Here is a 16,762-nt window from a genome sequence, read left to right as displayed (position 1 = left end):
TTACAACACCGTATATAATTAATGGCTAGTTCTAGCCTACTTACGAAAACCCTCGCGGATTTTCTATTCGGTTTTTATTTGCTAAATTAGGTGCTTAACCACGCAACAAACCATATACAAAACCGTTGTGAGCAATGCGAAAAAAACATCTCCGAATTCAATAACTTAACGCAACAAATCAAAATTTTAGATTTGTTGTATGAACACAAAAAAGCATAAACGATTATCACTTAAAGAACGCATCATTATTCAGACATTTTTGGAAGATGACAAATCCAAATCTTTCATTGCCAAAAAGCTCAATCGTTCACGTTCTACCATAACCAGAGAAGTAAATAAATGGGTATCTAATCCTAACGATAAATACGATGCTTCTCTTGCCGATTGGTTGGCTAAGGATGACTATTTAAACAAACGAAATTTAGACAAAATAGGCACCTATTCTTTATTGCGTTTTTATGTCTATAAAAGACTTTTAAAAAACTGGTCGCCTGAACAGATTTCGGGACGAATTAAAATCGATTTCCCTAATGATTCTGTGATGACAATCTCGCACGAAGCAATCTACATGCACATCTATTCGCATCCGAAAGCTAGCCTAAACAAAAAACTCATAAAGCTTCTTCCCTATCAAAAATCTAGACGAAGAAAACCAAAAGCTAGACGTAAGAAAGGCTCTAAAATCAAAGATCAGATAAACATAACTCAAAGACCTGAACATATTGAAAACAGACAGGAAATTGGACATTGGGAAGGTGACCTGGTTATAGGTAAAGCTCAAAAATCTGCTATCGGAACTATCGTTGAACGCAAATCCAGATACACTCTAATTATTAGTCTTAAAAACAGAACTACCAAGTCTGTTACTCGAGCTTTTGCTAAAGAACTTAAGCGTTTTGATAACAAGCTTACAAAAACTATGACTTATGATAATGGAACGGAAATGGCTGACCATAAATGGTTGGCTAAGAACACACAAATGGACATTTATTTTGCGAATCCTTATGCGTCTTGGGAACGAGGAACTAACGAAAATACTAATGGGCTTATTAGACGATATCTACCTAAAAAAACAGACTTTAGATCTGTAGATAATAGGCAACTAAAAAGTATACAAAGTAAACTCAATAACAGACCTAGAAAAGTATTAGGTTATAAAACACCTCTTGAAGTCTTAGAACTAAACTCTGTCTAATTTTTTCTTTCCAAAAAGCCTTCAAAAAGGCTAGGTTTTTTGGAAAGAAAAAATTAAATTGTACCATAACTAATTAGCAACTTTTGTTGCGTTAAGGCCTTGAATGCACCCTGAATAAAGGCTACATAATTTTAAACATTATGTACAAAAATGACAAAGTAATTAGACGTTACAGTGAACCTTTCAAATTAAAAATTTTAGCCGAACTTACAACCGGAAAACACACAAAGAGTGAACTATGCAAGCTCTACTCTATTGCACCTACAACAGTGAATGTGTGGATTAAAAAGTACAATCGTAAAGACTTAATGAACACCAGAGTAAAAGTGGAAACAAAAGACGAAATATCAAGAATTAAAGCACTTCAAAAAGAGATTGAAAAGCTTAAAAAAACTACTACTTAAAAAGGATCTGGATGCTATGGTATTGGATTCTTACCTAGAAGTCGCTGCTGAAGATCTAGGCTACAAATCTGTTAGTGAACTAAAAAAAAAGTTAAGTATAAAGCCTTAAGTAAAGCTAAAGAGAAATCTAAGGGATTTGCTTCTTTAACGACTATAAGTCATTGTTTTGGGCTTAAACGCGATGCGTATTATAAATACAAATCTAGAGCTGATAAGCGTTTAAAACTAGAGCAACAGATTATAACCATAGTCAGTAAAAAACGTAAATCCCTTCCTAGAGAAGGCGTACGTAAACTCATAAAATCATTAAACAACGAATTTACAAATGCTAACCTTAAAGTAGGTAGAGACACGCTATTTAACGTTCTTAGAAAACACAATATGCTGACACTTAGAAAGAAAACAAGTGCAAGAACAACAAATTCTTATCATCGTTTTTATAAGTATAATAACATTATTAAAGACATTGAAGTAACTAAACCTAATCAAGTTTGGGTGTCTGACATAACATACATTAGAACCATAAAAGGGTTTTGCTACTTGGCTTTAATAACAGATATGTATTCTCGTAAAATTGTTGGGTATGACCTTAGTGATAGCCTGGGATTAAAAGGTTGTGTCAGAGCCCTTAATAAAGCCATATATCAAGCTAAAAATGTTGATGGACTTATACATCATTCCGACAGAGGAATACAATATTGTAGCAATGTATACACACAAATACTCAAAAGAAAAAAGATAGATATTAGTATGACAGAAGAAAATCATTGTTACGAAAATGCAATGGCTGAACGTGTAAATGGAATTTTAAAAGATGAATTTTATTTAGACCAAACCTTTGATAACGTGAGTCACGCTAAGAGAGCTGCAAAAAATGCAATTAATTTATACAATGAAGTAAGATTACATTTATCTTTAGATTATAAAACACCTAATATGGTATATAAATTATCAGCTTAATTCAATTTTAACCTGTAGCCATATTTCAGGACAAGACATTAAAATAAATTCAAATATAATCTACATAAAAAATATGGTTTGCCCACGTTGTATTGACGTGGTAAAAGATATTTGTGAAGAATTGAATATTTCCCTAAAGCATATTCAATTAGGCAAAATAGAAAGTACGTCAGAACTAAATGATAGTTTAAAATCTAAACTAAGTGAGTACTTAACAAAAAGAGGATTCGAATTACTTCAAGATAAGAATCAAAAAACTATAGAACAGATTAAAACTATAGTTATAACACAAATACACCATACAAAAGAACAGTTAACCACGAATTTTTCGGTATACCTTTCTGAAAAATTACATCAAGAATATTCATCGCTTAGCCGTCTTTTTTCTTCTGTCGAAGGAATTACCATTGAACGTTTTGTTCTCAGACAAAAGGTCGAACGCGTAAAAGAACTCCTCTTTTATAAAGAATATACCCTTTCAGAAATTGCTTTTCAAATGAATTACAGCAGTGTCGCTCATCTTTCTGCTCAATTTAAAAAAGAAACAGGCATGTCTCCTACTGAATTTAAAAAATTAAAAGACCCCAATCATCAATCCTTAGATTCACTTTAGGTGAAAGTTTTTAGACGAATCAAAATTCTATAACTAATAGTCATAATTCTGTAATAGGTTTTGTAAACAACAGCTATACTTTTGTTCTATCAAGAAAGATATAGCATGAAGGAACAATACAAAATAGCGGGAATGACATGTGCAGCATGTGCAGTCAGTGTAGAGTCATATTTAAAACCACAGAAAGGTATTATCAAAGTCGCGGTTAATTACCCCAATCAATCGGTAACATTAGAATATGATGAAAAACAAATTTCAATTGAAACCATTAGTGAAAAAATTAAAGAAATAGGCTATACACTCATATTTGGAGCAAACCAAAACACTCAAAAAGTATTTGAAGAATTAGAAGAAAAAAGACTCGAATCACTTAAATTCAAACTGCTTTTTTCTGCCGTTTTCTCTATCCCCATTTTTATTATGGCTATGTTTTTCATGGGACAAATACCTTATGAGAATTGGATTATGATGGCGCTTTCAATACCTGTATTATTTTGGAGTGGAGCTGAGTTTTACATCATTGCTTGGAAAAAGTTAAAGCATTTTTCCGCTAATATGGATACCCTCGTGGCATTGAGTACTGGAATTGCTTTTATATTTAGTGTATTCAATACTGTAAACCCTCAATATTTTTTAAGCAAAGGACTCGCTCCTCACGTTTATTATGAATCAGCAGTCATCATTATTACCTTAATCTTATTAGGACGTTTTTTTGAGGAAAAAGCAAAAAGTAAAACTTCTTCAGCAATTAAAAAACTAATGGGTTTAAAACCTAAAAAGGTGACCGCTATTAGAAATGGAGAAGAACTGATTATATCGTACGATGAAATCCTTAAAGGAGAACTAATTATCTTAAAACCTGGAGACAAAGTACCTGTTGATGGTAAAGTAAAAAAAGGAACGTCTTTTATTGATGAAAGTATGATTTCTGGGGAACCGATTCCTCTTGAGAAAACGAAAGGAAGTAAGGTCTTTGCAGGCACCATAAATCAAAAAGGAGCATTAAGAATAATTGCAAATAAAATAGGAAGTGAAACCTTACTTTCTCAAATCATTAAATTAGTTGAACAGGCACAATCCAGCAAACCCACTATTCAAAAAATGGCAGATAAAGTTGCTGGTATATTTGTTCCTATTGTGATTGGGTTAGCTATATTAACATTCGCACTATGGTATTTTCTAGGCCCAGAACCTTCATTAACTTATGCATTACTTACGCCTATCACCGTATTGATAATCGCTTGTCCGTGTGCATTAGGTTTGGCAACTCCAACAGCATTAATGGTTGGAGTTGGAAAAGGAGCTGAGCAAGGAATATTAATTAAGGATGCTCAATCTTTAGAAACAGCTTATAAAATTGATACTTTAATTCTTGACAAAACAGGAACGATAACTGAAGGGAAACCAAAAGTTACAGATTTAATTTGGGATAAAAACATAGAATCAACCCATCTTGAAAAAATAGTATTAGCCATAGAATCTGAATCGGAACATCCAATAGCAGAAGCTATTGTTCAACATCTAAAAAAATCAAATACGAATAGTGTTGCTATTGAATCGTTTCAAAGTATTACGGGGTTGGGAGCTGAAGCTAAATTTGAAAACATTACATATAGAATTGGTAATGAGAACCTCATGCTTCAAAATGATATAATGATTCCAAATGAATTATCTACAAAGGGCAATGATTTAAAATTAGAAGCGAAAACAATTGTTTATGTAGGAGTTGAAAATACAGTTGTAGGCATTATTGCTGTAGCAGACAAAGTAAAAGAAACCACTATTTCTGCCATACAAAAGCTAAATCAAATGGGAATAGACATACATATGCTTACTGGAGACAATGAGTATACAGCTAAAGCAATTGCAAAGAAAGTTGGAATTAAACATTTTCAAGCCAATGTATTGCCTGCCGACAAAGGAGCATTTGTTAAGCAATTACAGGGACAAGGAAAAGTAGTTGCCATGGCAGGAGATGGAATAAATGATTCACATGCCTTAGCTCAAGCAGATGTAGGTATTGCCATGGGAAGCGGAACAGATATAGCCATGGAAAGTGCTGGGATTACCCTAATGCAATCAGATTTAAAACAAATTGTAAAAGCCATTCAATTGTCAAAAGCGACCATGAAAACGATTAAACAAAACTTATTTTGGGCGTTTATTTATAACCTTATTGCTATTCCTATTGCTGCAGGTATTCTCTATCCTTTCAATGGATTTCTGCTAAACCCCATGATTGCAGGAGCAGCTATGTCTTTGAGCTCAATATCTGTGCTTGCCAACAGTTTACGATTAAAAAACAGTACCATTAAATAATTTAAAACACCTTAAATATGACAACAGTAAAATACAAAACAAACATTAATTGTAATGGATGTATCAAATCAGTTACTCCTTTTTTAAATGAATTAGATAATATTGAAACTTGGAAAGTCGATACAGAAAATCCAGATAAGATTCTAGAAATAGAATTAGAAGATGACAATAAAGGAGTTATTATTGAGTCTGTAAAAAAAGCTGGATTTGAAATTGAAGAGATTCTATAGCTGATTAAAAGTAAAACGGTATACAACAACGTATATAAAAAATAGCGATTCAGGTCTAAGCCTGAATCGTTTTTGGGTTTAATTAAGTATATTGCTTTCCGAAAGGTTAGTACAAATAAATCCGCTACTTTTCATATACAAGACCGTTGTAAAACATTTGAGGAATGAATTTTCCTGAAATAGGTTGACTAAAAATTAAACCTTTAATTATAGTCACTTATGAAAACACAAAATGAACACTGGCGAAAAAAAAGCTATCAAAAAGTAACCTTAGAAACAAAACTTCTTGTCGTTGACCAAATCTTAAACGGTCAGATATCTACAAACTTTGCCTCTAAAAAGTATGATATTCCTAGAACCACAATTACCTATTGGTTGAGAAAATACAGTACCTTAGTACAACAAAACAATGGTATGAGTAAAGACAAGGAAATTAAAAAACTTAAGGAAAAGATTGAAGAACTAGAGTTTCAAAAAGACTTCCAACAGGATATTATAGCTGATATGGAACTTATTACAGGCGTCGATATGTCAAAAAAGTCATTGCCCAAAACATTAGCAAAAGAGATAGAGCTAAAAAAGAAAAACCGTTTAAAAGAATGTGGTTCTATGGATGTTTTACTCACTTAATTTCTATTCTTTTTATAAGTGTTCGTGCATCCGCTTCGCTCAAGTGAGATATCTAAACAAGCCTTCTACAAAAGAATCAAAGCGCAACAAAAACAACAAATAGATCATCAAAAAATGATTGAAATGGTCAAGGACTACCGTAAAAAAGTAGGCTCGAAAACCGGTGGAATTAAGCTACACAAAGAACTAAAGCAAGACTTTATAAATGCTGATATTAAGATTGGTAGAGACAAGTTCTATCGCTTCCTAAGACTAAATAACCTTTTGATTCCTAAAACTAAAAATTACATCACTACAACAAACTCAAACCGTATGTACAAAAAATATAAGAACCTGGTTAAAGACCACGTTCCTACTCGACCAGAACAACTTTGGGTAAGTGATATCACTTACATTAAAACACAATATGGACATAATTACTTAGCCATTGTTACAGATGCCTATTCCAAGCAGATTATGGGCTATAAACTCGATAACCATATGAGAACATCACTTTGCACCGATGCACTCGCTATGGCTATTAAAAACAGAAAATACCCTGATCAAAAGCTTATTCATCATTCCGACAGAGGTTTTCAATACTGCAATCCTAAGTATACAGCTTTTGCTGAAGACAACAATATCATAATGAGTATGACAGAACAATACGACCCATATGAAAACGCTGTAGCAGAACGAATTAACAGAACGTTGAAATACGAATATGGATTAAAACAAACTATTAAAAACACAGAACTAGCTCAAAAAATGACTGAGCAAGCAGTCTACATTTATAACAATTTAAGAACGCATTTTAGCTTGGGTTTAAGAAAACCAGCCGAAGTACATTTAAATCCTAATATCAAATACAAGTCGTATAGAAAAAATAAAGTAAATTTACCTGAACTAACGATTTAAGAACAGACATAGTTCAAACTATTTTTTTGCCTTCTAAACGGCTGAAAAAAATCTTTTGAACGTCGAAATAATAACCAAAAAGAGTCAACCTATTTCAGTATAATACAAACATCGAGAAAACAAGAATGATTTTAGATGATTTAGAATATATAACTATAGAAAACCAAACAACAGAATTTCCGAAGCACTTTCACGAAACGTTTTGCATTTCGCTAATACATTCAGGAATTGAACAAATTGATTTTGAACATCAAAGCCTTTTTAGTGAAGCTGGTACTATATCAATAACTAATCCCTACGAAATACATACTAATCCACTATTTGACAAAACAACTCAATTGAAATTTGATACCATATACGTTCCTAATCAATTGATGAAAAACATACTAAATGGAAAGAATATTAAATTTATAAACAGAAAAATAAATAGCAATAACGCTAACAAATTGTTTGTGGAACTTAAAAATGCTATTGATAAACAAGAAACTGAAAATATTGAATTTAACCTACATCAATTTATTAATACCATAAAACCGTACTCGCAAGAAAACGACAAAGAATATTCTGAATTAAATCTAAATAGTTTTAAGCAAATTAACAACTACATTGAAAAACACATTTGCGAAAAGTTTAGTCTAAATGAACTATCGAAAATTGCGAATATTAATAAATATGGATTTGCTAAAAATTTCAAAGCAGCTACAGGTATGACACCAATTAATTACATCTTGATGAAAAAAGTCTTTTCAAGCAAACTGTTAATTAAATCAAATACAGAACTTACAACATTAGCGTATCAATACAACTTTACAGACTTGGCACATTTTTCCAAAACGTTTAAGCGTTTTGTGGGAATTTCACCTAAAAACTACCAACAAAGTATCATTGAAAAACTATAATTGCCAATATTATACAAGTACTAATTTTATGACTGCATTACATTTGGAAAAAATTTAAACCAAATGAAAAGAATATTAGCTCTCTCTTCTTCTTTTTTTATAATATCAAATTCAATTTTTGCTCAATCAACAGATGATTCTAATTCACGTAAAAAATTCGTTGAAGATTTTGATTATTTAATCACAGAACTAAAATTACAACATCAGGGACTTTATGAATATATTGGAAAAAATCAAACGGATACAAAAATTGACAGTATACGAAACACATTAAAAAAACGTCAAACAAAATTAGAGTTCTACGAAAAATTAAGATATGTTATTGGATTAACAAATGAAGGACATACTTCTATTGACCTTCCAAAGTGGTCAATGATAAAACTTGGACTCTCAAAATCCTTTATACCATTAACAGTTAAATTATGTGATGGAAACTTGATTGTTACACAAAATTATGGAAGCAATATTACACACCTTGAAAAAGGCGTTAAAATAGTTTCCGTTAACGGTAGAAAAATATCCGATATTCTTGAAAAACTTTACCCTTTAATCCCAACAGACGGTTTTAATGAAACCTCAAAACACGAATGGATTGGAGGCTTGAATTTCTCTTTGCCTTACAGATTGGTGTACGGCATAGAGAAAAAATTTGAACTTCAGATTCAAGAGTTCGGAAATGATAAAATTCAAAGATTGATTGTTCCCGCCATCCGATTTACAAAATTCAAGACCAAAAATGCTAAATTCAAATCGAAAGATTTTAATTATAACAACTTTGCATTTGAGCAAATTAACGATTCGATTGCATACTTAAGCATTCCAAGTTTTGGCGATGACAACCTAAATTACGAAGAGTTTTATCAAAAAAACTTCAAAAAAATAGATTCCCTGAACATAAAGCACCTAATTATTGATATTCAAGCCAATGGTGGAGGAACAGAAGGCAATGAAAATTTACTTTTTAGCTACTTATCTAACAAAGTCGTTCAGAAATACAAACAAGTAACAATGCTTCCAAAACCCTATCAAAAAAACAAAAGTAAACAAGGTTATATTGAGGACAAATGGACGTTTCAAAACACCTTTGCCAAGAGAGGAAATTTTACCCTGTACAGCGATTACTATTCCGATTTAGGATATAAAAAACCGCAAAAAGAACTGATTTACAATGGAAAACTATACGTTTTGATAAGTGGCAAAACATTTTCGGGTGGTGCAGAATTTGCCAGCTTGATAAAAATGACTGACAGAGGAATATTCATCGGAGAAGAAACTGGTGGAACTTACGAAGGAAATGTTAGCGGGTATTCAGAATATGTGAAATTGCCAGATTCAAAAATTGAGGTAAAAATCCCGACCGTTCATTTTCAAATTAATGTAGAACCAAAAATAAAAGGACGAGGTGTAATTCCTGACTACGAAGTACCTCAAACTTGGAAAGATTATTTGAATGGAAGAAATACAAAAAAAGATTTTACAATTAAAAAAATAATGGAATAAAAACGTTGCCTAACAATGGCTATAGCTAATGCGGGTTAATCGCTTACCCAATGTTTTTGCCTTTTAATCGCTCGGAATTTGTATATGAGTTAAATAAAAAAATAGATGGCTCGCTAGGGTCTGTGCTTAACAGAATGGTTTCGCTTTCTAAGCCCGCACTACCCATAGCCGAGACCGTTGGCAACAAGCTGTGAAATTCGTCAATTCAAGAAAATTAGAGGATTAAATTGATAATTTTGTATCTTTGATAAAAAGCTGAATAAAATGAATATAGAAGCTCGAAAAATAGAATTTGTAAAAGAATTTTTAAAACTTCAAAGTGAAGAGGCTATTTCACGTCTTGAAAATATCTTGAGAAAAGAAAAAAATACTTCAGACGAGCGAATATTCGAACCTATGACTCAAGATGAACTGAACAAAAGAATTGATAAATCGGAATCTGACTTTCGAAACAATCGATTTAAAAGCAGTTCTGAACTCTTAGCCAAGTACGAATAATGACGTTGAAAATTATTTGGTCTGAATTTGCTGAAACTCAACTTGACGAAATTTATGAGTATTACGAGACGAAAGCAAGCCCTCAAACTGCTAAAAAACTTCTAAAAGGAATTATCAACGAACCTAAAAAGTTGATAAAAACACCATTAATTGGACAGGAAGAAGAATTACTAAAACAAAGGGAAATTCATTATAGATATTTAATATTCAAAAACTATAAACTGATTTATTCTGTGGATATGAAAAATGGATTTATAAAAATTGCTGACGTTTTTGATACTCGGCAAAATCCACCAAAGATAAAACGAACGAAATAAAAGCCAGTTGCCAACAAAGAACTGAGTTAAAAAACAAGCAATTTTAAGCTAATTTAGAAACAAAGTTTTCATCATAAGGCAAACCACTTTTTGCAATGGCAAAAGCTTGTTTTAATAACTTATTGGCAACAGCTATTAAGGCTTGTTTTTTGCGCTTCCCTTTGGCTACTATTCGTTCATAGATTTCTCTACATGCCTTATTATGCTTACTGGCCGAAAAAGCACATAAAAACAACATGTTTCTTAACTTCTTATTCCCTACTTTGCTTATCCTACTGCGTCCTCTAACACTACTTCCAGATTCCCTTATTGTTGGTGTAATGCCTACATAACTGCAAAGCTGTGATGCGCTTTCAAACTTCTTAAAACCATCTGTTACAACTATTAAAAACAAAGCAGTTTTTATGCCTATTCCTGGAATGCTATTTAATAAGGTTAATTGGTGTTGCTGATCTTGTTTTACTAGTTCCAACAACCTTAATTCTATGCCTTTAATCTCGTTGTCTAAATGCTTTAAATCTCGTTTTAAAGACTGATAAACATATTTCGATGGAATACCTAAGACTTCCTCGCCATGTTTCTTATTCTTGGTCTGGGTGCGTTTCTTTAAATAATTATCCAACAATCTAAAGAGTTGTAGACATTCTGCTTGAATAGCTGTCAAGGCACTGTACATTGGCAAATTGTTCATCGTTCCATACTCACAAATCGCTTTTGCATCACTCTTATCTGTTTTTACTTTAGCCAATTTCATCTGTATAAAGCGTTTAACTGACAATGGGTTTACTACTGATACTGCTACTTCGTTTTTATCTAAAAACTGAGCTAACCTGTAATGATAATAGCCTGTAGCTTCCATAACTACCAAAGCTGCTTTAGGTAGCTTTTTTAATAGTGTTTTAAAGCCTTTTTCATCATTATTTAATTGAATATGACCTATAGACTCGCAATACACATCAAAAACATTTTTACTAATGTCAATACCATAAATTTCTTTATCTTTATTCATAAAAAATGAGTTTTAGAAAGGACATTCTACTTTACTTTCAACAACTTAAAAACGAGATCTTGGTCTCACAGAACTGAACGAAATTTAGGTAGAAAAAGAGAGAGGATTATCAATGTTGTCGAAGTCTTGGCTTCACCGTGTATACTAACCTTAATTCTCTCTTTTGTTCTTTCTGATTTATTAATCTAATTTAATAATTTGCAAACTTAAGCCGTGTATATTTAATTGCTTTTTTAGGCTTACTTACGTAAATACTCACGTATTTTCTATTCAGTTTTTATTTGCTAACTTACTCGCTAAACCACGCAACTAATCATACACAAACACGTAGCCAATTTGAACGAAAATTATGAAACAAATAACATTAAGTCTAATTCTACTGTTGATAGTTCAAATTTCCTACGGTCAAAAGTCAATTGAAAAAATTAGCGAAACTGAATTTTCAATTGGTAAGACGATAAAAATTAAATCTCAATTATTAAACGAAATGAGAGATTTGAATATTTATCTGCCTATAAATTATTCAAAGGACAGCTTAAAAACTTATCCCGTAATATATTTACTTGATGGCTCAAAAGATGAGGATTTTGTCCATATTTCTGGAATAGTACAGTTTGGTTCTTTCTCTTGGATAAATATGATTCCCGAAACAATCGTAGTCGGAATAGGAAATGTGGATAGAAAAAGAGATTTTACTTATCCTTCTCAAAGTAAACTTGACAAAAAAGAGTTTCCTACGTCTGGAAAATCTGAAAAATTCATTTCCTTTATAGAAAAAGAACTTCAACCTTTTATTGATTCCGAATACAGAACATCGGAAATAAAAACTATTATTGGACAATCGCTTGGTGGACTATTAACAACAGAGATTCTATTCAAAAAACCTGAACTCTTTGACAATTATATAATTGTGAGTCCAAGTTTATGGTGGGATGACGAAAAATTGTTAAACGAAAATTCTAAAACGTATAATTCTAAAAAATCGATTTATATAGCTGGTGGTAAAGAAGGAGAAGTAATGGAACGGATAGCAAAGGAATTGTATGATAAACTCAAAAAAGAACAAAAACCGAATACGAATTTATTTTACGAGTATTTAGAGGACAAAACACACGGAGACGCATTACATATTGCCGTTTATAATGCGTTTGATATAATATTTGAACAAAAGAAAGAATAAAAAACTGGCTACAACAAAGAACTGAGTTAAAAAACAAGCAATTTTAAGCTAATTTAGAAACAAAGTTTTCATCATAAGGCAAACCTCTTTTTGCAATGGCAAAAGCTTGTTTTAATAACTTATTGGCAACAGCTATTAAGGCTTGTTTTTTGCGCTTCCCTTTGGCTACTATTCGTTCATAGATTTCTCTACATGCCTTATTATGCTTACTGGCCGAAAAAGCACATAAAAACAACATGTTTCTTAACTTCTTATTCCCTACTTTACTTATCCTACTGCGTCCTCTAACACTACTTCCAGATTCCCTTATTGTTGGTGTAATGCCTACATAACTGCAAAGCTGTGATGCGCTTTCAAACTTCTTAAAACCATCTGTTACAACTATTAAAAACAAAGCAGTTTTTATGCCTATTCCTGGAATGCTATTTAATAAGGTTAATTGGTGTTGCTGATCTTGTTTTACTAGTTCCAACAACCTTAATTCTATGCCTTTAATCTCGTTGTCTAAATGCTTTAAATCTCGTTTTAAAGACTGATAAACATATTTCGATGGAATACCTAAAACTTCCTCGCCATGTTTCTTATTCTTGGTCTAGGTGCGTTTCTTTAAATAATTATCCAACAATCTAAAGAGTTGTAGACATTCTGCTTGAATAGCTGTCAAGGCACTGTACATTGGCAAATTGTTCATGGTTCCATACTCACAAATCGCTTTTGCATCACTCTTATCTGTTTTTAATTTAGCCAATTTCATCTGTATAAAGCGTTTAACTGACAATGGGGTTACTACTGATACTGCTACTTCGTTTTTATGTAAAAACTGAGTTTTAGAAAGGACATTCTACTTTACTTTCAACAACTTAAAAACGAGATCTTGGTCTCACAGAACTGAACGAAATTTAGGTAGAAAAAGAGAGAGGATTATTAATGTTGTCGAAGTCTTGGCTTCACCGTGTATACGAACCTTAATTCTCTCTTTTGTTCTTTCTGATTTATTAATCTAATTTAATAATTTGTAAACTTAAGATGTATATAATTCATAGCTGCTTCTCGCCTACTGTCTAAAAACCTCGCGTTTTTCTATTTTCGTTATTATTTAATAACTTAGCTACTTAACCACGTAACTAACCATATACAAATATGTAAGGCACAAGGTTTATCCAACACTCGACAAGTACATCCCGCTTTTCCCAACGTACAAGTCCAACGGCTAAAAAAGCGGGAAGAGCCTGCACTACCCAAGCTCGATCGAAAAATAAACATTGTAACAAACCGAAAAAACTAACTAAAAACAACAGAAAACTTATGGAAAAACACTGCTTAGAAATTATCAGAACAAAAAGACGTGAACTCGATTACTCACAAGAATACGTAGCCGAAAAATTAGGAATAAGCCAAAGAGCATATTCGGACATTGAAAACGGTAAAATCACTTTAAGGAATAAAACACGGCTAAAATTAGCTAAAACACTTAACCTAAATCCCGATGATATATGTCCTATTGCTAATTCTTGCAGTAACATCCATAAAGCAAAAAACGAAAAACTCATCGCCCTCTTAATTCAAAATAATATAGAAATCCCAGACCATTTGTTGTAGTCTTTAGTAATTCCCTGTACATTTTAGAAGTTTTTCGTATAATTTAGAAGTTTTACTTCTTGGATTTTTTCCTTCTTTCCTTTTAAATTCGAAACATTAAACAGAATAGAAAAAATGACTAAACTATTAATATACCTACTATTAATTCTTTTTCCATTAGTTTCATTCTCTCAAATAAAAATAACAGGACAAATTCTTGATACTAATAACAACCCTATCGAATTTGCAAAAGTAACCTTACTATCGCTGAAAAATGAAATCGTTAAAGGAGAGTTGAGCAACGAAACTGGTGATTTTATTGTAGAATTAAACACAGGTGGCCCTTACCAAATTCAAATATCCTACTTTCAAAATATTCTTTTCGAGAATGAAATAACAATAACTAAAAACATGGATTTGGGTGTGATTAAGGCCAAAAACTCTATTTTATTGGATGATATAGTAATAAAAGCCTATAACCAACCAAAAATCGTAAAAAAAATCGGAAAATATATTGTGAGTAATATAGCTTCTTCCCCTTTGTCCAAAAACAGAACTACTTTCGATTTTTTAGGAACTATTCCTTTTGTAAATAACGGTCCGGACGGTAATTCCATTACAATAAAAAACAGAAAAGAAGCTAAAATTTTGATTAACGGAAGGGAAGTTGGCGATAAAGAAATCGCCTTAAACATCCTAAAATCAACCCCTGCCGAAGACATAAAGAAAATCGAAATTATCACAAGTCCGAGTAGTAAATATAGTGCAAGCACTCAAAATGGAATTGTGAACGTGGTAATTAAAAAGAGCAATGAGGGGTTAAAAGGAGCTGTTTCATCGGGCGTGAGTCAGTCTTATTTCAATTCGCAAAATGCCAATGCTAACCTCACTTATTCCAAAATCAATTGGTTTGTCTCTACGGGTATTGGCGTCAATAACTATCGTTTCAAATCAAAACAAAACTCCATATACAAAGATTATATCAACCAGCAACAGACACAGATAGAATTTGATAATAACCATGAAAATAAAACAATAACACCCTTTGTCAACATTCATTACGATTTAACACCCAAGCAAAGTATCGGGGCTCAGTTCAATTCGTCATTTAGGAATAACTCAACTACCTATACATCGCAAAACGAATACACTTCACTCGCCAATAATAGTGTCGATTCCCTAAACCAATCAACCATAAAAAGCATGAATCCCAACTTTAAAAACCTCTTTCTCAACGCAAACTATACTCTAAAAACCGATACCATTGGAAGTAATTTTGAATTGAATTTATACCGCTTTTCCCAAGATAATAACCCCCGAATCACAAATAATTTTCAATGGAACAATGAGTCACAATCTATTTTGCAACAACCCAATGTGGATATGGAATTTTACAACGTTGTAGCCGATTATACTCAAAACTTTGAAAACGAAGATGTGTTGAAATTTGGAGTAAACTATAGTAACGGTCAAACAAACAACCGCTTTTTTCATGGAAATTACGATGGTGCAGAGTACGTGTCGGATACTTTGAGAACTAACAATTTTAAGTATAAGGACAACACTTTTGCGGCTTACCTGATGTATCAAAAATTGTTGGGAGATAATTGGGAAATGGAATTGGGTTTAAGATGGGAGAATTATGAAGGCGAGGGCGTGTCTGAAAACACTTCTGTTGAGCAGAAAAACAATTACCTGTTTCCGGCAGTTTCAGTACTTTTTTATGCCAATGATAGCAACGAATTCTCTTTAGATTATCGTTCTTCCATTATTAGACCACCTTATTCCAATTTTAACCCTAATAGTTACTACACTTCTGCCAATTCGTACAAAAGGAACAACCCTAACCTTTTGCCTATTTTAAGTCATTCCGTAGCTTTCAATTATAGTTTTTTGAAGCATTACAGTCTTGATGTGGAATACGATTATGCAAAAAATACCTTCAATAAATTTGACATAGTTCAGCCTAATGGCCTAATTGAAACAGTTACTGATAATTACGGAAAAGGTTACGAATTGTATTTCGGCTTTACTTACAACAAACATTTTTTTAATAACAAATGGAATTTCACGGCTTCACTCTTTTATATGTATGATAAAAGCAACGGTAATTACAACGGAATTGATTTAGGGTTTGATAATACTGAATGGGGATTAGGGTTGAAAAATTTTGTCTATTTAAATAAATCTAAGGATGCTATACTCAATTTGAGTTATGGGTACGGAAGTGCCAACAAGAGCATTTTAGGAGAGATGAACGCCATGCACTCCTTAACATTTGAATTGAGCAAAACCTACAAAAAATTCAATTTCACATTAGGGGCTTACGATTTACTGCGTCCTACTTTAGAATTAAGAGAAGAAAGAATAGAATACGGTTTTTACAAAAGGCAAGAGTACTTCAAGACCGCATATTTTAGGGTAAGTTACTTCTTTGGTAACAGAAAAGTGAAATCTATTAGTAATAAACAAGGTAAAATGAGTAATAGAATAGAATAACCTAAGATTGTTATATACTAGGCAGCGGGTGTAC

At 32.3% G+C, this 16,762-nt stretch carries 15 protein-coding genes and 2 pseudogenes; 15 read left to right on the top strand and 2 right to left on the bottom strand.

All coding sequences use genetic code 11. The annotated features are described in order from the left end of the window. Nucleotides 1–199 precede the first annotated feature (199 nt). The 12 genes and pseudogenes from ACXGSQ_RS11820 to ACXGSQ_RS11765 all read left to right on the top strand — a co-directional run bounded on the left by ACXGSQ_RS11820 (nucleotide 200) and on the right by ACXGSQ_RS11765 (nucleotide 10,462). On the top strand, nucleotides 200–1,195 hold the full coding sequence (locus tag ACXGSQ_RS11820; RefSeq protein WP_458626380.1) for an IS30 family transposase: 996 nt from the start codon (nucleotides 200–202) through the stop codon (nucleotides 1,193–1,195). A gap of 140 nt (nucleotides 1,196–1,335) precedes the next feature. Then, nucleotides 1,336–1,599, top strand: coding sequence for a transposase (locus tag ACXGSQ_RS11815; protein ID WP_458626379.1), 264 nt, complete (start codon nucleotides 1,336–1,338; stop codon nucleotides 1,597–1,599). Nucleotides 1,600–1,731: 132 nt separating this feature from the next. Next, nucleotides 1,732–2,559, top strand: a pseudogene (locus ACXGSQ_RS11810) (IS3 family transposase); the annotation flags it as partial. Nucleotides 2,560–2,632: 73 nt separating this feature from the next. Beyond that, nucleotides 2,633–3,172 (top strand): helix-turn-helix domain-containing protein, encoded by a 540-nt coding sequence (locus ACXGSQ_RS11805; RefSeq protein WP_458626378.1) that lies wholly within the window; start codon nucleotides 2,633–2,635, stop codon nucleotides 3,170–3,172. Between the two features lie 105 nt (nucleotides 3,173–3,277). Continuing rightward, on the top strand, nucleotides 3,278–5,491 hold the full coding sequence (locus ACXGSQ_RS11800; RefSeq protein WP_458626377.1) for a heavy metal translocating P-type ATPase: 2,214 nt from the start codon (nucleotides 3,278–3,280) through the stop codon (nucleotides 5,489–5,491). 17 nt (nucleotides 5,492–5,508) lie between these two features. After that, nucleotides 5,509–5,721, top strand: coding sequence for a heavy-metal-associated domain-containing protein (locus ACXGSQ_RS11795; protein ID WP_458626376.1), 213 nt, complete (start codon nucleotides 5,509–5,511; stop codon nucleotides 5,719–5,721). A gap of 219 nt (nucleotides 5,722–5,940) precedes the next feature. Then, nucleotides 5,941–6,351, top strand: a complete 411-nt coding sequence (locus tag ACXGSQ_RS11790) for a helix-turn-helix domain-containing protein (RefSeq protein ID WP_458626375.1) — start codon at nucleotides 5,941–5,943, stop codon at nucleotides 6,349–6,351. A gap of 18 nt (nucleotides 6,352–6,369) precedes the next feature. Beyond that, the gene (locus ACXGSQ_RS11785; protein WP_458626374.1) at nucleotides 6,370–7,248 is read left to right on the top strand and encodes an IS3 family transposase; all 879 of its coding nucleotides are present in this window, start codon (nucleotides 6,370–6,372) and stop codon (nucleotides 7,246–7,248) included. Between the two features lie 125 nt (nucleotides 7,249–7,373). After that, nucleotides 7,374–8,147 (top strand): AraC family transcriptional regulator, encoded by a 774-nt coding sequence (locus ACXGSQ_RS11780; RefSeq protein WP_458626373.1) that lies wholly within the window; start codon nucleotides 7,374–7,376, stop codon nucleotides 8,145–8,147. A 63-nt stretch (nucleotides 8,148–8,210) separates the two neighbouring features. Continuing rightward, complete coding sequence (locus ACXGSQ_RS11775; protein WP_458626372.1) at nucleotides 8,211–9,647, top strand: S41 family peptidase; 1,437 nt, start codon at nucleotides 8,211–8,213, stop codon at nucleotides 9,645–9,647. Between the two features lie 264 nt (nucleotides 9,648–9,911). Next, complete coding sequence (locus ACXGSQ_RS11770) at nucleotides 9,912–10,145, top strand: hypothetical protein (protein ID WP_040278988.1); 234 nt, start codon at nucleotides 9,912–9,914, stop codon at nucleotides 10,143–10,145. After that, nucleotides 10,145–10,462: a type II toxin-antitoxin system RelE/ParE family toxin gene (locus tag ACXGSQ_RS11765; protein ID WP_458626371.1), complete on the top strand. Its 318-nt coding sequence runs from the start codon at nucleotides 10,145–10,147 to the stop codon at nucleotides 10,460–10,462. The genes ACXGSQ_RS11770 and ACXGSQ_RS11765 overlap by 1 nt, the downstream gene beginning before the upstream one ends. 43 nt (nucleotides 10,463–10,505) lie before the next feature. On the opposite strand, the gene ACXGSQ_RS11760 is transcribed toward ACXGSQ_RS11765, so the two are convergent. Continuing rightward, nucleotides 10,506–11,471: an IS110 family RNA-guided transposase gene (locus tag ACXGSQ_RS11760; protein WP_458626370.1), complete on the bottom strand. Its 966-nt coding sequence runs from the start codon at nucleotides 11,469–11,471 to the stop codon at nucleotides 10,506–10,508. A gap of 349 nt (nucleotides 11,472–11,820) precedes the next feature. On the opposite strand from ACXGSQ_RS11760, the gene ACXGSQ_RS11755 reads away from it, so the two are divergent. After that, nucleotides 11,821–12,651, top strand: a complete 831-nt coding sequence (locus ACXGSQ_RS11755; RefSeq protein ID WP_458626369.1) for an alpha/beta hydrolase — start codon at nucleotides 11,821–11,823, stop codon at nucleotides 12,649–12,651. A gap of 43 nt (nucleotides 12,652–12,694) precedes the next feature. On the opposite strand, the pseudogene ACXGSQ_RS11750 reads toward ACXGSQ_RS11755, so the two are convergent. Then, nucleotides 12,695–13,474: pseudogene (locus ACXGSQ_RS11750) on the bottom strand (IS110 family transposase); the annotation flags it as partial. Nucleotides 13,475–13,956: 482 nt separating this feature from the next. Here ACXGSQ_RS11750 and ACXGSQ_RS11745 point away from each other — a divergent pair. Together ACXGSQ_RS11745 and ACXGSQ_RS11740 are read left to right on the top strand one after the other, a co-directional pair. Further along, on the top strand, nucleotides 13,957–14,250 hold the full coding sequence (locus ACXGSQ_RS11745; protein ID WP_458626368.1) for a helix-turn-helix transcriptional regulator: 294 nt from the start codon (nucleotides 13,957–13,959) through the stop codon (nucleotides 14,248–14,250). A 114-nt stretch (nucleotides 14,251–14,364) separates the two neighbouring features. Next, nucleotides 14,365–16,728, top strand: coding sequence for an outer membrane beta-barrel protein (locus ACXGSQ_RS11740; RefSeq protein ID WP_458626367.1), 2,364 nt, complete (start codon nucleotides 14,365–14,367; stop codon nucleotides 16,726–16,728). Nucleotides 16,729–16,762 lie beyond the last annotated feature (34 nt).

It is taken from the genome of Winogradskyella sp. PC D3.3, from assembly GCF_054366245.1.
Note: the sequence above shows the minus strand (reverse complement) of the source record. Positions and strands in the feature narration are given on the sequence as shown.